The organism is Candidatus Thiosymbion oneisti, assembly GCF_900092655.1.
GTDB classification, from domain to species: domain Bacteria; phylum Pseudomonadota; class Gammaproteobacteria; order Chromatiales; family Chromatiaceae; genus Thiosymbion; species Thiosymbion oneisti.
This window is the reverse complement of record NZ_FLUY01000088.1, coordinates 21270-37526: the sequence shown is the minus strand read 5'-3', so window position 1 is coordinate 37526 and position 16257 is coordinate 21270. Positions and strand designations below refer to the sequence as shown.

The following is a 16257-nucleotide window of genomic DNA, read 5'->3' as shown; positions in this document are numbered from 1 at the left end:
CCATCCGTGTCGATCCGTGTTCATCCGTGGTTCTCTTTCTGGTTGTTATCTGCACTGACCAACGGTTTTCACAGGCTAGATGGCCGCAACATCCCAGCGGTCCGCACAGCGGACCCTACAGTCAATCGAGCGGTTAGCGTAGAGTCCGCTGCACGGACCTTCGGACTGTCAACACCCCCTACTCCACACACTGGAGTATGTGAGCCAAGCGTGTGAGCAAGCAGATACTATTAACTTGCAACATCGGTCGAAACTAGGTACTAGTCTCCTGCTGCTTGTTTCCCCTGCTGCTTTCGATACCCGCGGCCGTCGTGCGGGACGGCCATTTGCCTGATAGAAAACTGAAAACTGGAGTAAAGCGATGTCTAGTCTCACATCAGACATGAAAGGGCGTGCCTATGCCCAACGGCGGACCCATCTGTGGCCGGCCTTGTCCGCCGCCCTATTGGGCCTGGTGATCCTGTACGGGGCGGGGTTCGCACCCCTGGCGGCGCACAACGCCGCCCACGATGCCCGCCACACCGCGGCCTTTCCGTGCCATTGAGACGGGGATAGGCACCGAGATGTTCAGAAACATCGTTTTCGCTTCCTGTATGGTCGGTGTATTGGTCGGCTTGGTCGTGACCGGATTACAGCTCCTGGTGACGGTACCCATCATCCTGGAAGCCGAGACCTATGAATCGGGTGGTCATACCCATGGGTCCGGCTACACTCATGGCTCCGGTGATACTCACGGATCGGCTAGCCATATCCATGGTCCGGGTGGACATACCCACGGACCGGACGGGCATATGCCAGGACCGGATGGACATACCCACGCCGGGCAGTCCGAGGCGACTGGGTCGATGACCGGTGCCGGCGGTGTCTTCTCACGATTGTATCGGCGTATCCATAGCTTCCAGCATGCGGAGTCGGATTGGGGACCGGAGAACGGCTGGCAACGTAGCGGCTCGACGCTGGTAGCCAATATTTTGATCGCGATAGCCTTTAGTCTCTTGCTGGCGGCCGCTTTCTCACTACGCCCGGGCCTGCAATGGCCGGAAGGTCTGCTCTGGGGGCTGGGCGGTTATGCCGCCTTTTTCGCCCTCCCCGCCTTAGGGTTGCCCCCTGAGATTCCGGGCAGCTTCGCCGCGGATCTGGTCTCGCGGCAGAGCTGGTGGTTGCTGACGGCACTCTGCTCGGCGGTCGGATTGGCCCTTATCGTCTTGCAACGGCCATGGGTCTGGAAGATCGTCGGTGCCGTCCTCGTCGTCGCCCCGCATCTACTTGGTGCCCCCCAACCGGAAATACACGGTGGCACGGCCCCAGCGGCCTTGGCGGATGCATTCATCTGGCGTGCGGCATTGATCAATGTGGTCTTCTGGCTGCTCCTCGGCGGCCTCGGCGCCTGGACATTCCTCAAGCTGGCCGACCGCCAGGAACGGGTAAAGGCGATCGGCTCTACCTCGAATCCGTAGGGCACTGGCATGGGCGATAGGGAAAGAACGGTGGCGGTATTGGTCACGGTCGCTGCCTTTCTCGCGGGCCATCTGCTCGGCAACCAGCGGGGGGATATGGCCGTGCAGGATGCCCGTGAGCAGCTTCCCCAGGTGCATCTCCAGCACACCCCGCATCGCCCACATGACCATGGAAGGCTCGACCTCTCCAGGGATAGCGCGATTCCTCAGGTCGACCTGATCGTCCATAAAGATGGCATGGCGGGCAGGAACCTGGAGATTGTCACAAAAAACTTTCGTTTTTCCCCGCAACACGCGAGCTCCGAGCATATTGCAGGCGAAGGCCATGCCCACCTTTATCTCGACGGGAAAAAGATCGCTCGCGTATATGGGCGTTGGTTCCACATCCCGGAACCTACGCCGGGGACCCATTCGATTCGGGTAACCCTCAACTCGAATTCGCACCAAGACTTGGCGGTAGACGGCGAGGTTATCCAAGACATAGAGACGATCACGGTTGCCGACCATTGAGCCGCCATTGGTAGCCAACGAACGACCCGAGGAACAACGACGCGTGACAAAAGAAGTCGTCTTGCTAGTCGCCCACGGCGCCCGGGATCCGGGCAACGAGGGCAACCGAGAGGTAGAAGAGCTCGCCGGTCTCTGGCAAGCACGCCATTCCGGGGTCCCGGTCCGGGTGTGCTGGATCGAGCACGCCCCGGTGTTGTTGCCCCAGGGTTTGGAGCAGGCCGTTGCGGAGTTGGGCGATGGGGGCGGGCGCCTGCTCGTGCTGCCCCTGGTCCTGAATGCCGCCAGTCATGTGAAGCATGATATCCCCCAGGCCATCGCCTCGGCGCGGGCGCACCATCCTAGCGTCGAGTTCCGCTACGGGTGCCATCTGGGAACCACCGACCAGCTGTTAAAGGCCCTCCGCTATCGTCTACACCAGACCATGGTGGGGCTGGCCATGCCGGACCCCCGCACCACCGGTGTGGTGGTGCTGGCGCGGGGCGCGTCGGATATCGAAGCCACCGGCGAAGTCGCCAAGATGGCCCACTGGATCTACGAGACCACCCACCATGAGCTGGTGCTGCCCGCCTTTACCGACGTCTGCTTCCCGCGACTCGAACAGGTCGTGCAGCGACTCGATCTGCTCGGTGCCAGCCAGATGATCGTGTTGCCCTACTACCTGTTTACCGGACGGCTGATAAAACGCATCGAGCGGCAGGTGGAACGGCTTACAAAGCAGTATCCGAACCGAGTGATTGTGCAGGCGGATTACATCGGTGCCCATGAGCAGCTGCTTGATCTGCTCGACCTGCGTCTGCGGCAATGCCGCGAGGGCAGCCTACTTTCTCCCTATGATAACCCCGTCCCGTTGCAGTCCAACTGACCGCTTTTGAATCGCTGAACCGATGTGGCCTGCACCCCCGACCGCATGCGGGGTCGTCGGTGTTAGGCGCGGGGAAACACCTCGTTGGGCACGACGGCAAACGCGCCGTAATTCAATACGCCGAGATTTGGACCCTTTTTTAATAATGTACAGCTAACCATACCGTCTCCGGGATGATGCTCGTATTGATTACCTTATGCCTCTTGTACGCCGGTATATTTATGTATTCACCTTCCTTGAGGTTTATTACCGGCCCATTTTCAAACGAGATGTCGGCATTTCCCTTGAGTACAATGACCCATTCATTTTGCTCCTGGTCGTACCATCCGGTATCCGGTGAGGTATGTCCTTTTGATACGATACGTTCGATTTTGACTTTCTTGCTCTGTACAAGAACTTCAAATACTTCATTACTGAGATCTGCGGGGATCTTGGCATAGATGTTTCTTTTTTCCACAGATTTACTACCGGTCGTTAGTTCGTAGGTTAGGTTACAATGCCATTAAGTTAAGCGTTACGGTCGGCAAAGTAAGAGAAAAGACTACGAATCACGCGAATCCTCACGAATGGATTCGCGCCGATTCGCGTGCTTTGTCGTTTTCTCTTTCGTATTCCGATCCACCACGACAAGCGGCCAACAGCTAACTTAATGGCATCGGGTTAGGCGCGCTGCCCGCTCCCGAAGAACACAAACAGCATTGAACGCGCCGTAACCCAATACGGTGCTCCGAATTCGGATCAATCCTGAATTATTTGGCGCTGTTTGTGGGATCTGACGAGTTGCGTTACGACGCACCAAGGCTCGTTGGTCAGGCCGGCAACCGTGCCGGCGTCTTAACGCAATCTACACCCATACTCCCCGCCGCGCTGCCTGCCCGCGCGGACCTCGCGTTGCGTGAATGACACCAGACAGATCGCCATCTTCATCCAAGATCACAATGTCTTCATCTACCGGATTTTGTTCATTTATAAAGTCGACCAATTCAGGGCCGACCTTTCATGTCAATAGTTCTCATTTGCACTCCTGGCCGATGCGCCAACCTGCGCCACAAGGCCCACTTGCGGCTCATGAGTTGCCGTTATTGCCTTCGAACTCGGCGATCAGGCGTCGAACCGCGGCGGTGGGTGGCAGGCGTCCCCACATGACTTGGTGTTCGATCTCGGCCCGGATCTGTTCGACTCCCGCATGTTGGAAGAAGCTCGAACGCAGATGTTCCTCGACCATGGAGTAGACCCAGTCCAGGGTTTGGGCACGCCGGCGTTTCTCTAAGACACCCGAGTCCGTGGTCTGTTTGCGAAAGGTATCCACTAGGGCCCAGAGCTCGGGGATGCCTTCACCGGTCAATGAGGAGCAGGCATAGGCCCGGGTTTGCCAGCCGTCGGTAGCCGGCGCCAGGTAGTGGAGGGCGCGGTTGTATTCCAGTTGGGCGGCCTTGGCGCGGGACTTGTTGTCGCCGTCGGCCTTGTTGACCAACAGGGCATCGGCCAGCTCCATGATGCCCTTCTTGATGCCTTGCAGCTCGTCGCCCGCGCCCGCGATCATCACCAACAGGAAGAAATCGACCATAGAGCGGACGGTGGTCTCGCTCTGTCCCACGCCCACGGTCTCGACGAGAATTACGTCGAAACCCGCAGCCTCGCACACCAGGATGGTCTCGCGGCTCTTGCGGGTCACTCCGCCCAGGGTCCCCGAGGATGGGGAGGGGCGAATAAAGGCCTGCTCATGGCGGGAGAGCTGTTCCATGCGGGTCTTGTCGCCGAGGATGCTGCCCCGGGTCACCTTGCTGCTCGGATCCACCGCCAATACCGCTACCCGATGGCCTTGCTCGCACAGGTGGAGGCCCAAGGTCTCGATGAAGGTGCTCTTGCCCGCGCCGGGTACGCCGGTGATGCCGACCCGAATGGAGCACCCCGCATGGGGAAGCAGCCGGCGCAGTACCTCCTGAGACAGCTCCAGGTGCGCGTGGGCGTTGCTTTCCACTAGGGTAATGGTTTGGCCGAGCACATTGCGATCGCCGGCCAACACTCCGTCCATGTACTCGTCTACGCCGAGACGACGGCGGCGCAGAACGCCACCACCGGGTCGGGCCTGGCTTCCCGCCACGCCCGGCATGCCGTCATGCCCGCCCGATACGCCGCTCATTACCCTGCCGGCAAACGCCTTGCCGGCATCTTTTGGTGCCCATTCGGGCTTGGTGTTTTTGTTAGACACGGTTTCGTTTAAAGCGCTGGGGTTTTAAATCTACAGATTTTCGCAGATGTTTTCGTTGTTAAACAATCAATCGATGGGCATCTTGTCTGTTTGCTGGGCCCACCTTGGGTACATGCGTCCGTCCCCGGATGTCTTTTGTCCGGTCTACAGGTTCTGACCGACTTGCAGGGAAAACTACGAATCGCGCCAATCAGCGCAAATCGATCTGCGAGGATTCGTGTTCAGCGTGGTCTCTTACCTTCTGTAGTAGACTTTGCAACTTGGGAGTCGGCCGGGCAGCCGCTCCCGCGGTGTTGTCGCGGGGGAGGAAAGTCCGGGCTCCGCAGGGCAGGGTGCCAGGTAACGCCTGGGGGGCGCGAGCCTACGGAAAGTGCCACAGAAAATATACCGCCTAAATCCGTTTTAAGCCGGATCGGTAAGGGTGAAATGGTGCGGTAAGAGCGCACCGCGTCGGTGGCAACATCGGCGGCAGGGTAAACCCCACCCGGAGCAAGACCAAATAGGGGAACAGGCGGCTTCAGGCCGCGACGTGCGGCCCGCACGGGTTCCCGGGTAGGTCGCTTGAGGTGCACGGCGACGTGCATCCCAGATGAATGGCTGTCCACGACAGAACCCGGCTTACAGGCCGGCTCCCACTTTTCCTCTCGGGATGACGGTCAGCGTCCTCGGGGACTGCATGCGGAACAAACGAAGCCTTCGGGCATCACGATCGCTCGGGGTGCCGAACGCAGAGGTTTTCGTCGGGGAATGCCGTGACGAGCTTGCAGTAGGTCCGCCGGTAATTCAGACCAGCAACCAGGCTTCGGGGTTCCGACTTCGGAGCCCTCAGCTATCTGCACCCCTCCGGCTTGGGTGTAAGCGGCACTAACCGTCCATCCCATTTCCACCATTCCTACATCGTCGCAATGCCGCGCCGATATTCTCCTCCGCTTGATGAAAACACAGTATCTTGTTATTTTTAAGTGCCGCTGCACAATATCTTGTACCTGAATCCTTACCCCTTAGGTTTTGACGAACAAGAAATAAAGCAATTCATACCTTGACGGGGGGAGTATGCTTGCCTATTATCAGTGGAATGTGGGAGAAAGTGGGGTAAAGGGGAGTATCCGCTTGGAGGGGGTGGGTGTTGTTCCGGGGGGTTTCCTTCCTCAATCTGGACGCCAAAGGCAGGCTCGCGATACCGGCGCGGTATCGCGAGCGTTTGCAATCCTGTTGTGACTCCCGTTTGGTCATAACGGTCGACCGCGACCACTGTCTGCTGATCTATCCGGAGCCTACCTGGGTCGAGATCGAACGTAAGCTCGATCAGCTCCCCTCGTTCAACGAGCAGGCGCGGATGCTGCAGCGACTCTACATCGGTCACGCCCAGGAAGTCGATATGGATGGCCAGGGGCGCGTGTTGTTGCCGCCGGCATTGCGCAGCTTTGCTGCTTTGGACAAACGTGTCGCCCTGGTGGGTCAGGGCAAGAAATTCGAGCTGTGGGACGAAGAGGCCTGGAACGATAACTGCAACGACTGGTTGAACCAGGCCGATCTGTCGCAGATAGAGTCCAGTCCCGATATCGCATCCCTGAGCATCTAGCTGCCAGTCGCCAGTCACCAGCTACCAGTCGCCGGCTACCAGCGGAATTGTTTTTTGCCGCAAATGAACGCGAATGAACGCAAATCGGTACGTGACAAATGAAAGAAGTCTATTATAGAAATGTATGAAGAAAAATTGGGATTATTCGACCTGAAAGAAAATATTATAAATGAGGCAGATACAAAAAGCGGTTCGGCAGGGAAAATATTTACTGCATTTTTTATCGGGGTGGTGCAAATATGCTTTGGACTGATTGGGTTGGTCCTTTTAATAAATAGAATCGTTATAGTCTGATTGGATAGCTGGCGGACCCTTCCCAAACCTCTACCCCACCCCCTATGCGGGTCCGCTGTTCCAGGAGGCCCCAAAAGCCCCTCTCCCGCCGGGAGAGAGCCTGCCCCGAGCGCAGCGAGGGGGCTTGGGGAGAGGGGATTAAACAGGCGAGAGGGGATCGAAACTGATGCCGGCCCTTCCAGGCTCCAACGTCGATAAGCCACCGGATAGACCGAATGTCAACAGGCCCTAACACATCGATGTGGTTCGCGTCGTCCCTGACGCTCACCGCATCCTACGAGATTACATGGCATTTTCTCTGTGTTCTCGGCGTCTCTGTGGTTCAACTATTCCGCTGGCGACTGAATAGCTGGTGACTGGTAAGCAGTGGAGGATCCGGATGTGACGGGTATCCACACGCCGGTATTACTGGAGGAGAGCTTGGAGACCTTGGCGATCGACCCTGATGGGATCTATCTGGACGGCACCTCCCATCAAGCCGAGCCATACTGCGCATCGAGTTCAACTCAATCCTGAAACGTTTTCATGGCGCAGTATGGCTCGGCTTATGGGTGACGTTAGGCGCAAGTATCCAAGATCAGACAGAGGTGCGCTCATCATGAACAGCAAGGTGAATATGATCTATTGGAAATCGGAAAAATTTTGGCTTGGGAAACTGCTTGAGCATCCGGAGATCATGACTCAAGGAGAAAGTTTAGAAGAGCTGGAAGCAAACATTAGGGAAGCGTACCTGTTAATGGCTATGGATAATGTACCGGAACAGTACGAAACAAAAGAAATCGTTGTGTGAAAAGAAAGAAATTCGTCAGATCTCTGGAGCGCCAAGGCTGCTTCTTACTGCGTCATCGATCAAATCATGATATTTATATGAATGCAAAGAATGGCAGCAAGCAACCAGTTCCACGGCATTCTGAGATTGATGATCAGCTTGCAAAGCACATTCAGAGATATCTTGGTCTATAAACGCCTAATCACTTCGATGAATTTACTTCGAACCCCGGAACGCCAGGTCGGGCGTTCCCTACCGGGAATTGAGAGAGAAGGTGGCGCTGGGTACATATCATGAATCACGAGGATCTGCACGAATGGGGGGTTTTGTTCCTAATAGGAACATTTGCGTCGATTCGCGTGATTCGTAGTTAAAACAATGAATGTCAACAACCCCTAATACATCGATGCGGTTCGCGTCGTCCCTGACGCTCACCACATCCTACGGGGTTACATGGCATTTTCTCTGCGTTCTCGGCGTCTCTGTGGTTCAACTATTCTGCTGGCGACTGAAAGCTGGTGACTGGTAGCTGGAAGCTGGCGACTGCTGATACGGGCACTGTGAGTGCGATGGAAGCTATCCATACCCCGGTATTACTGGAGGAGAGCTTGGAGGCCTTGGCGATCGACCCCGATGGGATTTATATGGACGGCACCTTCGGCCGCGGAGGGCACGCACGTGCCTTGTTGGCCAGGCTTGGTGCCGGGGGAAGCCTGTTGGCGCTGGATCGGGATCCGCAGGCAGTTGCCGCAGGTAGTACCCTGGCCCGGCGTGACCCGAGGTTTGCCATAGAGCACATGCCCATCTCGCGGATGGAAGAAGTGGCACGGCGGCGCGGTCTCTTCGGTCGGGTAAGCGGACTGCTGCTGGATCTGGGGGTCTCCTCGCCGCAACTCGAGGCACCGGACCGGGGTTTCAGCTTTTCCCTGGACGGGCCTCTGGATATGCGCATGGACACCAGCAATGGACAGACCGCGGCCCAGTGGTTGGCGCAGGCCAAGGGGGAGGAGATCGCGCGTGTCCTGTGGGATTACGGCGAGGAGCGCCGCGCCGGGCGTATCGCCCGTGCCATCGTACGGGCCCGGGCCGAGCGGCCGCTCGTCACTACCTGTGCCCTGGGACAAATCGTCGCTGCCGCCAGTCCGAATCGGGAGCCGGGTAAACATCCGGCTACCCGGACCTTTCAGGCCATCCGGATCCATATCAATCGCGAGCTCGATGAGCTTCGCGTCTGCCTAGCCAATGTCTGCGATCTGTTGACCGCCGGTGGCCGGTTGGTAGTCATCAGCTTTCATTCCTTGGAGGACCGCATCGTCAAACGTTTCATCCGCAATGAGGCACGTGGGGATCGATTTCCCCGCGGCCTTCCCGTGACGGCGCGGGAGACGAACGCCCGGCTGCGGTCGATCGGCAAGCCGGTGCGGCCCTCCAGCACGGAGGTTGCCGCCAATCCCCGCGCGCGCAGTGCCCTGATGCGGGTAGCGGAACGGCTGGCATGACCCGTTACGAGCTGTGGTTTCTGTTGTTGCTCATCGCGGGTACCGTCGGTACCGGAATCGGGATCGTGTACACCAAGTATTTGAGCCGGGTAGCGTTCGTGGAGCTCCAGGCCCTACACGCCGAGCGCCAGAAGCTAGAGGTACGCTGGGGACAGCTGCGACTCGAGGAGGCCGCGTTGACCACCCACCCCCGCATTGAGACCAAGGCACGCAAGCTGCTCGGCATGTATCTGCCCCGAAGTGAGGACGTGCGCATGATCGGAGGCGAGCGATGACCGCTAGACCAAGGCGACGCAAGCGCGCCGAGCGTGTCGAACGCTTGGGCAAAAGACCGAGCTTCATGCTACGGCGCCGGGTCTTGGTCGGGGCCCTGGGAATGCTGTTTCTGGCCGTGATCGCGAGTGCCTTCGAGCGCCAGGTCATGGAGAAGGATTTTCTCCGCAACGAAGGCGAGCGCCGCCATCTTCGGGTGTGCGAAATCCCCGCCCGACGGGGCATGATCTCGGACCGCAACGGGGAGCCGCTCGCCGTCAGTACCCCGGTGGCTACTGTCTGGGGTGATCCCCGCCGATTGGTGGAACAGCCCCGAATGGTGCGTGCTTTGGCCGGGGCCTTGAAAGTAAATGGGACTAAGTTGATGGCGCGGCTGACGGCCAAGCGTGAGCGCGCTTTCCTCTATCTCAAACGGAGGATCGGGCCCAAGGAGACCGCTGCCGTGAAGCAGGTTTTAGAGAAGCACCGGCTGCGGGGGGTGGGCCTGGAATCCGAATACCGACGCTTCTATCCCAGCGGCGAGATCTTCGGCCATGTCATCGGCTTCACCGATGTGGACGACCGTGGTATCGAGGGTATGGAGCTCGCTTACGATTCCTGGCTGCGGGCAGAGCCCGGTAAGCGGCGGGTCATCCAGGACGGTCGGCGGCGCGTGGTAGCCGAGATCGAGCGCATCAAGCCACCGCGTCACGGTAGACATCTGATCCTGAGCATCGATCGGCGCCTGCAGTTCCTCGCCTACCGGGAGCTGGTGCGGGCGGTAGACAAGCATCGGGCGGTAGCCGCCTCCGCGGTGGTGTTGGACGTGGAGACCGGCGAGGTGCTGGCGATGGTGAACCAGCCGGCCTACAACCCCAACGCCAAGCTGAGCGGTAGGGAAAGTGCCCGTCGCAATCGCGCCCTCACCGATGTCATGGAGCCCGGCTCCACGGTCAAACCCCTGGTGGTGGCCGCGGCCTTGGAGGCGGGTCTGGTGGGTCCGCGCACGCCCATCGACACCAATCCGGGCACCCTGCGCGTCGGGCCCGATATGGTCAGGGATATCCGCAACTACGGCCGGTTGGATACCACGGGCGTCATCACCAAATCGAGCAACGTGGGTGTGGTCAAGCTGGCCTTGCGGATGCGTAAGGCCGCGCTGTGGCGGCTTTACGACCGACTCGGCTTCGGTCGTGCGACCGGGGTCAAGTTTCCGGGCGAGACCCCGGGGCAGCTGCGTCACTTCCGGGATTGGCGACCGTTCGAGCATGCCACCCTGGCCTTCGGCTACGGCCTGTCGGTGACCACCTTGCAGCTGGCCCAGGCCTACGGGGTGTTGGCGGCGGACGGTATCAAGCGTCCGCTCAGTCTCCTCAAGCTTCCTGAGCCCCCCGCCGCGGAACGGATTCTCTCTGCCACCACGGCGCGCCGGGTGCGGACCATGCTGGAGACGGTTGTTTCCGCTAAGGGTACGGCCAGGCTGGCCGCCATCGAGGGCTACCGGGTCGCCGGCAAGACGGGTACGGCCAAGAAGGCGGTCCGGGGCGGCTACTCCGCCAGGCGCTATCAATCGGTCTTCGCCGGTATGGCCCCCGCCTCCCGGCCCCGTTTCGTCATGGTGGTCATGATTGACGAGCCGCGCGGCAGACACTACTACGGCGGCAAGGTCGCCGCTCCCGTGTTCGCCAAGGTTATGGAGGGGGCCCTGCGTCTGTTCAATGTGCCGCCTGACAATCCGGATGCGACCCTGCTGTTGGCGGGGGTGGGTGACCGGCGGTGATGTGGAGGCTTTCCGAAGCCGCCGCCCGCATTGGGGGCCGTGTCGCAGGCGCTGATGTCCGTTTCGATGCCGTCGGCAATGATAGCCGCGGGGATTGCACCGGGCAGCTCTTCGTGGCCCTGCGCGGAGCGCGTTTCGATGCCCATGGGTTCGTCGTCCAGGCGGGACAAAGGGGTGCCGCGGCGGCCCTGGTGGATCACCAGGTAGATGCGGATATTCCGCAACTAGTAGTCGACGATACCCGCTTAGGTCTGGGAAGACTGGCCGCGGCCTGGCGGGAGCGTATCACCGGAGAGGTGATCGCGGTTACCGGGAGCAACGGCAAGACCACCTGCAAGGAAATGATCGCCGCCGTCCTGGGGCAGGTCGGCTCGGTGCACGCCACCGGCGGCAATCTGAACAACGACATCGGCCTGCCCCTGACCCTGCTCGCTGCCCGCGACCAGGACTTTCTGGTCCTGGAGCTGGGTGCCAACCACCCCGGCGAGATCGCCTACCTGACCGCCATCGGACGCCCGGATATCGCCGTCATCACCAACGCGGGGCACGCCCACCTGGAGGGCTTCGGCAGCCTCGAGGGCGTCGCCCGGGCCAAGGGTGAGATCGCCCAAGGTCTGCCGGCGGACGGTACCTTCATCGTGCCCTCGGATTCGCCTTGGATCGACCTGTGGCGCGATCTGGCCGCCGGTCGCCGGGTGCTGACCTGCGGTTCCGATGTCACGGCCGATGTGCGCGCCGAGGTCGATGAGATACAAGGCGTCTGGGACGAGAATGGCTTCCGCACCGATTTTGCGGTCCGGGTCGGTGGCAGAGAGCTGGAGCTGGCGCTGGGTCTGGCGGGCACGCACAACATTCGAAATGCCCTGGTAGCGGTGGCCGTTGCCAGGGTCTTGGAGGTAGGGCCCGATGCGATCCGGGCCGGGCTTGCGGGCTTGCAGCCGGTGCCCGGGCGTTTGTGTCCCCGCCAGTGCCCCGGTGGGCTGCGTCTGATCGACGACAGCTACAACGCCAACCCGGACTCGGTCCGGGCGGCCATCGAGGTGCTCGTGGGGTTACCCGGTCGCCACTGGCTGGTACTGGGCGACCTGGCAGAGCTGGGATCGGACGCCGAGGCGCTGCACTCGGGCCTGGGGGAAGCCGCCCGGACGGCCGGCGTCGAGGTTCTCTACACGGTGGGAATACTCAGTGCGGCGGCGGCGGAGGCCTTCGGCACAGGCGGGAGGCACTTTCCCGATCAGGCATCCCTGATCTCCGCGCTGCGTAGACACTTGGGTCCCCGTGACCTGGTATTGGTGAAGGGATCTCGGGCCGCTGCCATGGAGCAAGTAGCGGACGCCGTTTGCGGTGTGGGAGGGGCTTGAGATGCTCCTCTATCTGACCGCTTGGCTCGGGCAGTTCGAGAGTGCCTTCTCCGTCTTTCGCTACCTGACCCTACGTGGGATCATGGCGGTGCTCACCGCCCTGATCATCTCTTTCCTGGTCGGACCGGCCATGATCCGGCGTCTGACCCGGTACAAGATCGGTCAGACCGTAAGGGACGACGGTCCCCAAAGCCACCTGTCCAAGGCCGGTACCCCCACCATGGGCGGGGCCCTGATCCTGGTGGCCGTCGGGATTGCCACCCTACTGTGGGCAGACCTCGCCAACGGCTATGTCTGGCTGGTGCTGCTGGTCACCCTCGCCTGCGGGGCCATCGGGCTGGTGGATGACTATCGGAAGCTGGTGCTCAAGGACCCCCGGGGCCTGGCCTCCCGCTATAAGTTCCTCGGGCAGTCTCTGGTGGGTCTAGCCGCTGCCGGATCCCTCTATGCCAGCGCCACGACCCCTGCCGAGACAGCCCTGCTGATGCCCTATCTGAAGGAGGTCTCCTTCCAGCTCGGGCCCTGGTTCATACTCCTGGCCTATCTGGTCATCGTCGGCTCCAGCAACGCCGTGAATCTTACGGACGGGCTGGACGGGCTCGCGGTACTGCCCGCGGTGCTGGTCTGCGGTGCCCTGGCCGTGTTTGTCTATGCCTCCGGTCATGTGGATTTCGCAACCTATCTCAAGATCCCGTATGTGCCGGGTGTCGGCGAGGTGATGGTCTTCTGCGGCGCCTTGGTGGGCGCCGGGCTCGGCTTCCTCTGGTTCAACACCTATCCGGCGCAGGTCTTCATGGGAGACGTGGGCGCCCTGGCCCTGGGTGCGGCCCTCGGCACAGTCGCGGTGATCGCCCGCCAGGAAGTGGTGTTGCTGATTATGGGCGGGGTCTTCGTCATGGAGACCCTGTCGGTGATGATGCAGGTGGTCTCCTTCAAGCTGACGGGCAAACGGATCTTTCGCATGGCGCCCCTGCACCATCATTTCGAGCTCAAGGGTTGGCCGGAGTCGAGGGTGATTGTGCGGTTCTGGATCCTGACCGTGATTTTGGTGTTAATTGGACTGGCGAGTTTGAAGATCCGGTAAGCGTTGGAACCGCATCATTCGTTTTTATCCGCAAATGAACGCGAATAAACGCAAATCGGATTTTATGCTTCGTCATTCTGGCAGGGATTGCCGGAATCCAGGAATCAGGGATGGCAAGCCTGAGGGAACCTGAAACACTCGCTGTAGACATCAGACCTACCGGTTCATGCCGATGTGGTCCGTTGCACTCACCACATCCTACACGGCTCATACCATGAACAAGCAAAAAGTTATCGAAATATTCAAGTCTGAAGCCAAGCTGGCTGAAGTTCTAGGTGTGGATATAACCCAGGTAATAAGTCTACCCGAACAACTTCAGACAAAGCATGTGGATGAAATAATAGGAGCAGCAGTCAGGAATCGTATTGAAGAACATAAAATGGATAAGTTGATAGACCTACTCAGAACTTACTACCCACTACCTGCGCGGAATTGAAACTCTAAAGCGTATCCGAACAATCTTAAGACGTGATTCCGTTCGAGGTATGAATCGATTATCAAACCTTGAGAAGAGGCGCTTATGTCCTACCAAAACATCGATGCATCGCTCTCGCCCGCCGAGGTGAAGGCTATCAAAGACGCCTTCGGGATCGTGCTCAAAAAACTCCCGTTTCTGGTCAATATGACGCCCCACGAGCGTAAGATCGTCTTCAAGACCGGGCCCGACAGCGTATCCTTCGTCCAAAATGCCCTGGATGCCGCCCAGGACCATCCGAGTATCCTCCCCGGCAGCTTCAGCACCAAGGGATTCGAGAAGGATGTGGATCTCTTCACCACCCTCACCGAGCTGGGCACGCTGGCCGAATCGGTCGCTTCCCAGATAGACGACACGCGCCTGGCGGTGGGCAGCGAGGCCATGCGGGAAGCGACCGAGGTTTACAACTATGTCAAGGCCGCCGCCAAGACCACGCCGGGGCTCAAACCCATAGCCGACCAATTGGGCGAACGCTTCAAGGGAGCGAGCAAAAAGAAGCAGCCCGATCACCCGGAGGCATGAGGAATGGAAGTGGCGATCGAGGATCGAAACCTCGACGCCAAGGATCAGAAGCTCAACGCCAAGGATCAGAACCTCGATGCCGAGGATCAGAAGCTCGGTGCCGAGGATCAGAAGCTCGACACCGAGGATCAGAACCTCGACGCCGAGGATCAGAAGCTCGGCACCGAGGATCAGAACCTCAACGTCCAGGTTCGGAAGCTCAACGTCGAGGATCAGAACCTCGATGTCAAGGATCAGAAGCTCGGCGCCGAGGATCAGAGGCTCAGTACCGAGGATCAGAAGCTCGCAAACTTGTCCCGACGGAGGAGGGATCTTGACGCTCCAGCGTCGCTAAGCAACCAGGTAGACCATAGCCAATGCCTGTCGGTACTGCGGGGCATAGTCCGCTGGAGCGGACAAGATGGCGTTCCCACGCTGGAGCGTGGGAACGAGCGCATGATGGACACAGGCCTGATTTCTCCGCGGCGCGGAGCTTCCGCGTTCCCACGCAGCGCGTGGGAACGAGAAATCATCGCTTATCATGAATATCATTGAAAATGATATTGTCAGCTTAGCCGCATTATTGGGTTCCTGGGTAATAGTGACTGGCGGTATTTGGAAGCTCTTTGATCGTATTGAAGGAGTTGCAGCACCAGAAGCTAAAAAAAGCGTGTCACAATGGTTATTGCGGTTAGACTTGGAAAATCACTTCATCAGGTGGGCCGATACATTTTCCGAGGCGTTCGATACTATTTTTGGAACCCGCCACCTTTCATGGAGATGCTTTTATCGATCGGCAATCGCATCATTGATTGCCGTTTTGGTGATGACTCTCTTTTGGGCGTATCTCAGACCTGAGCAATTCATGGCTTTTATAGATAGGTTCAACACAGAGGTGTTTGGATGGATGCTTATAGCTTCGGTTAGTTTGAATTTAATACCTGATTATCTTTCACTGCTTGAAAGTCGCTACATCATATCCCTGTTAAGAAACAGCACATCCATGCCAGAACATATCGCATTGATCGTCCTGGATTTTATTGCCACTTTCTTAATAGCTCTGATCGCTTTGTTAATATTCATAATATTCGTGGACGTAATTACTTTTGATGGATTCTTGGCGGGGTTTTTATCAAACGTATTACCGCTCTCATCTCCGGGTGGGAGTCAGCCATCATTTGGGATTTGGTTTTATTCAACATTCTTCACATCAGTTTGGGTTTGGATCTACATCTTAAGTGGAATTTTGCTCTCTACGCGAAAGCCCATCGACCTATTCATAACAAAATTCAAGCGGTTTTTTGATGTCGAGAAAAAACCTTTTCTGTCAATGGGCGGGGCTTCCATACTAGTCATTACTGCCATGTACTTGGTTATCATTCCTGTTGTTTTTGTGCTTAAGGGTGATTAATAAATGTTTCAATTGCTCGTTCCCACGCTCCAGCGTGGGAATGCCATCTTGGCCGCTCCAGCGGGCAGGTTTGGTGACGCTGGAGCGTCAAGATTTGCTCCCACGCCGGAGCGTGGGAGCCAGATGAGACGGTCTCTAAAGCAGTATTCTAAAAATCTTGTTAATCCTGAGAATCCTGTTAATCCTGTACTATTAGACGCTGCCAAAT

Annotated in this window: 20 protein-coding genes and 1 other RNA gene; 19 read left to right on the top strand and 2 right to left on the bottom strand. The window is 58.5% G+C overall.

The annotated features are described in order from the left end of the window. Window positions 1-361: 361 nt before the first annotated feature. Genes BQ17_RS00880 through BQ17_RS00865 form a run of 4 tightly spaced genes read left to right on the top strand, consistent with a single transcriptional unit; the run spans window position 362 to window position 2829 of the window. Window positions 362-544, top strand: coding sequence for a CbtB domain-containing protein (locus BQ17_RS00880; RefSeq protein ID WP_176722232.1), 183 nt, complete (start codon window positions 362-364; stop codon window positions 542-544). 19 nt (window positions 545-563) lie between these two features. Continuing rightward, window positions 564-1457: a CbtA family protein gene (locus BQ17_RS00875; protein WP_176722231.1), complete on the top strand. Its 894-nt coding sequence runs from the start codon at window positions 564-566 to the stop codon at window positions 1455-1457. A gap of 9 nt (window positions 1458-1466) precedes the next feature. Then, a complete protein-coding gene (locus BQ17_RS00870; protein ID WP_089723873.1) occupies window positions 1467-1967 on the top strand; it encodes a hypothetical protein in 501 nt (166 codons plus the stop codon). 43 nt (window positions 1968-2010) lie between these two features. Then, window positions 2011-2829, top strand: a complete 819-nt coding sequence (locus BQ17_RS00865) for a sirohydrochlorin chelatase (protein WP_089723872.1) — start codon at window positions 2011-2013, stop codon at window positions 2827-2829. 139 nt (window positions 2830-2968) lie between these two features. Here BQ17_RS00865 and BQ17_RS00860 read toward each other — a convergent pair whose 3' ends face one another. Both BQ17_RS00860 and meaB read right to left on the bottom strand, forming a co-directional pair. After that, window positions 2969-3286 (bottom strand): cupin domain-containing protein, encoded by a 318-nt coding sequence (locus BQ17_RS00860; protein ID WP_089723871.1) that lies wholly within the window; start codon window positions 3284-3286, stop codon window positions 2969-2971. Window positions 3287-3895: 609 nt separating this feature from the next. Continuing rightward, window positions 3896-5041, bottom strand: a complete 1146-nt coding sequence (gene meaB, locus BQ17_RS00855) for a methylmalonyl Co-A mutase-associated GTPase MeaB (protein ID WP_218067990.1) — start codon at window positions 5039-5041, stop codon at window positions 3896-3898. 263 nt (window positions 5042-5304) lie between these two features. Between meaB and rnpB the strand changes: the two genes are divergently transcribed. The 15 genes from rnpB (at window position 5305) to BQ17_RS00790 (ending at window position 16049) form a co-directional block, all read left to right on the top strand. Then, window positions 5305-5678: RNase P RNA component class A (gene rnpB / locus BQ17_RS00850), an RNA gene on the top strand. A 489-nt stretch (window positions 5679-6167) separates the two neighbouring features. Next, window positions 6168-6623, top strand: coding sequence for a division/cell wall cluster transcriptional repressor MraZ (mraZ, locus tag BQ17_RS00845; RefSeq protein WP_089723876.1), 456 nt, complete (start codon window positions 6168-6170; stop codon window positions 6621-6623). 120 nt (window positions 6624-6743) lie between these two features. Then, window positions 6744-6917 (top strand): hypothetical protein, encoded by a 174-nt coding sequence (locus tag BQ17_RS21220; RefSeq protein ID WP_176722230.1) that lies wholly within the window; start codon window positions 6744-6746, stop codon window positions 6915-6917. A gap of 381 nt (window positions 6918-7298) precedes the next feature. Further along, window positions 7299-7433, top strand: coding sequence for a hypothetical protein (locus tag BQ17_RS23025; protein ID WP_256091428.1), 135 nt, complete (start codon window positions 7299-7301; stop codon window positions 7431-7433). Window positions 7434-7515: 82 nt separating this feature from the next. Next, window positions 7516-7707 (top strand): type II toxin-antitoxin system HicB family antitoxin, encoded by a 192-nt coding sequence (locus BQ17_RS00840; protein ID WP_089723869.1) that lies wholly within the window; start codon window positions 7516-7518, stop codon window positions 7705-7707. Further along, window positions 7704-7880 (top strand): type II toxin-antitoxin system HicA family toxin, encoded by a 177-nt coding sequence (locus BQ17_RS00835; protein ID WP_089723868.1) that lies wholly within the window; start codon window positions 7704-7706, stop codon window positions 7878-7880. Before BQ17_RS00840 ends, BQ17_RS00835 begins: the two co-directional genes overlap by 4 nt. Before the next feature lie 375 nt (window positions 7881-8255). Next, on the top strand, window positions 8256-9185 hold the full coding sequence (gene rsmH / locus BQ17_RS00830) for a 16S rRNA (cytosine(1402)-N(4))-methyltransferase RsmH (protein WP_089723867.1): 930 nt from the start codon (window positions 8256-8258) through the stop codon (window positions 9183-9185). Continuing rightward, window positions 9182-9460, top strand: coding sequence for a cell division protein FtsL (gene ftsL, locus BQ17_RS00825; protein ID WP_089723866.1), 279 nt, complete (start codon window positions 9182-9184; stop codon window positions 9458-9460). The genes rsmH and ftsL overlap by 4 nt, the downstream gene beginning before the upstream one ends. Then, entirely contained in the window at window positions 9457-11217 is a 1761-nt protein-coding gene (locus BQ17_RS00820) for a peptidoglycan D,D-transpeptidase FtsI family protein (protein ID WP_089723865.1), read from the top strand. Before ftsL ends, BQ17_RS00820 begins: the two co-directional genes overlap by 4 nt. Next, window positions 11217-12578: a UDP-N-acetylmuramoyl-tripeptide--D-alanyl-D-alanine ligase gene (locus tag BQ17_RS00815; RefSeq protein ID WP_089723864.1), complete on the top strand. Its 1362-nt coding sequence runs from the start codon at window positions 11217-11219 to the stop codon at window positions 12576-12578. The genes BQ17_RS00820 and BQ17_RS00815 overlap by 1 nt, the downstream gene beginning before the upstream one ends. 1 nt (window position 12579) lies before the next feature. Beyond that, window positions 12580-13662 (top strand): phospho-N-acetylmuramoyl-pentapeptide-transferase, encoded by a 1083-nt coding sequence (gene mraY / locus BQ17_RS00810; RefSeq protein ID WP_089723863.1) that lies wholly within the window; start codon window positions 12580-12582, stop codon window positions 13660-13662. 214 nt (window positions 13663-13876) lie between these two features. Next, window positions 13877-14098 (top strand): hypothetical protein, encoded by a 222-nt coding sequence (locus tag BQ17_RS00805; RefSeq protein ID WP_141699019.1) that lies wholly within the window; start codon window positions 13877-13879, stop codon window positions 14096-14098. A gap of 84 nt (window positions 14099-14182) precedes the next feature. Beyond that, window positions 14183-14659, top strand: a complete 477-nt coding sequence (locus BQ17_RS00800) for a hypothetical protein (protein WP_089723861.1) — start codon at window positions 14183-14185, stop codon at window positions 14657-14659. A gap of 3 nt (window positions 14660-14662) precedes the next feature. After that, window positions 14663-15193, top strand: coding sequence for a hypothetical protein (locus BQ17_RS00795; protein WP_089723860.1), 531 nt, complete (start codon window positions 14663-14665; stop codon window positions 15191-15193). Further along, on the top strand, window positions 15180-16049 hold the full coding sequence (locus BQ17_RS00790) for a hypothetical protein (RefSeq protein WP_089723859.1): 870 nt from the start codon (window positions 15180-15182) through the stop codon (window positions 16047-16049). The genes BQ17_RS00795 and BQ17_RS00790 overlap by 14 nt, the downstream gene beginning before the upstream one ends. Window positions 16050-16257: the final 208 nt, after the last annotated feature.

Excerpts from the sequence above, each read along its gene's own strand:
- rsmH (WP_089723867.1), top strand. The coding sequence starts at position 8,256 with ATGGAAGCTATCCATACCCCGGTATTACTGGAGGAGAGCTTGGAGGCC.
- BQ17_RS00795 (WP_089723860.1), top strand. The coding sequence starts at position 14,663 with ATGGAAGTGGCGATCGAGGATCGAAACCTCGACGCCAAGGATCAGAAG.
- BQ17_RS21220 (WP_176722230.1), top strand. The coding sequence starts at position 6,744 with ATGTATGAAGAAAAATTGGGATTATTCGACCTGAAAGAAAATATTATA.
- BQ17_RS00815 (WP_089723864.1), top strand. The coding sequence starts at position 11,217 with ATGTGGAGGCTTTCCGAAGCCGCCGCCCGCATTGGGGGCCGTGTCGCA.
- BQ17_RS00790 (WP_089723859.1), top strand. The coding sequence starts at position 15,180 with ATGAATATCATTGAAAATGATATTGTCAGCTTAGCCGCATTATTGGGT.
- BQ17_RS00820 (WP_089723865.1), top strand. The coding sequence starts at position 9,457 with ATGACCGCTAGACCAAGGCGACGCAAGCGCGCCGAGCGTGTCGAACGC.
- BQ17_RS00840 (WP_089723869.1), top strand. The coding sequence starts at position 7,516 with ATGAACAGCAAGGTGAATATGATCTATTGGAAATCGGAAAAATTTTGG.
- ftsL (WP_089723866.1), top strand. The coding sequence starts at position 9,182 with ATGACCCGTTACGAGCTGTGGTTTCTGTTGTTGCTCATCGCGGGTACC.
- BQ17_RS00875 (WP_176722231.1), top strand. The coding sequence starts at position 564 with ATGTTCAGAAACATCGTTTTCGCTTCCTGTATGGTCGGTGTATTGGTC.
- BQ17_RS00880 (WP_176722232.1), top strand. The coding sequence starts at position 362 with ATGTCTAGTCTCACATCAGACATGAAAGGGCGTGCCTATGCCCAACGG.
- BQ17_RS00805 (WP_141699019.1), top strand. The coding sequence starts at position 13,877 with ATGAACAAGCAAAAAGTTATCGAAATATTCAAGTCTGAAGCCAAGCTG.
- BQ17_RS00870 (WP_089723873.1), top strand. The coding sequence starts at position 1,467 with ATGGGCGATAGGGAAAGAACGGTGGCGGTATTGGTCACGGTCGCTGCC.
- mraY (WP_089723863.1), top strand. The coding sequence starts at position 12,580 with ATGCTCCTCTATCTGACCGCTTGGCTCGGGCAGTTCGAGAGTGCCTTC.
- BQ17_RS00800 (WP_089723861.1), top strand. The coding sequence starts at position 14,183 with ATGTCCTACCAAAACATCGATGCATCGCTCTCGCCCGCCGAGGTGAAG.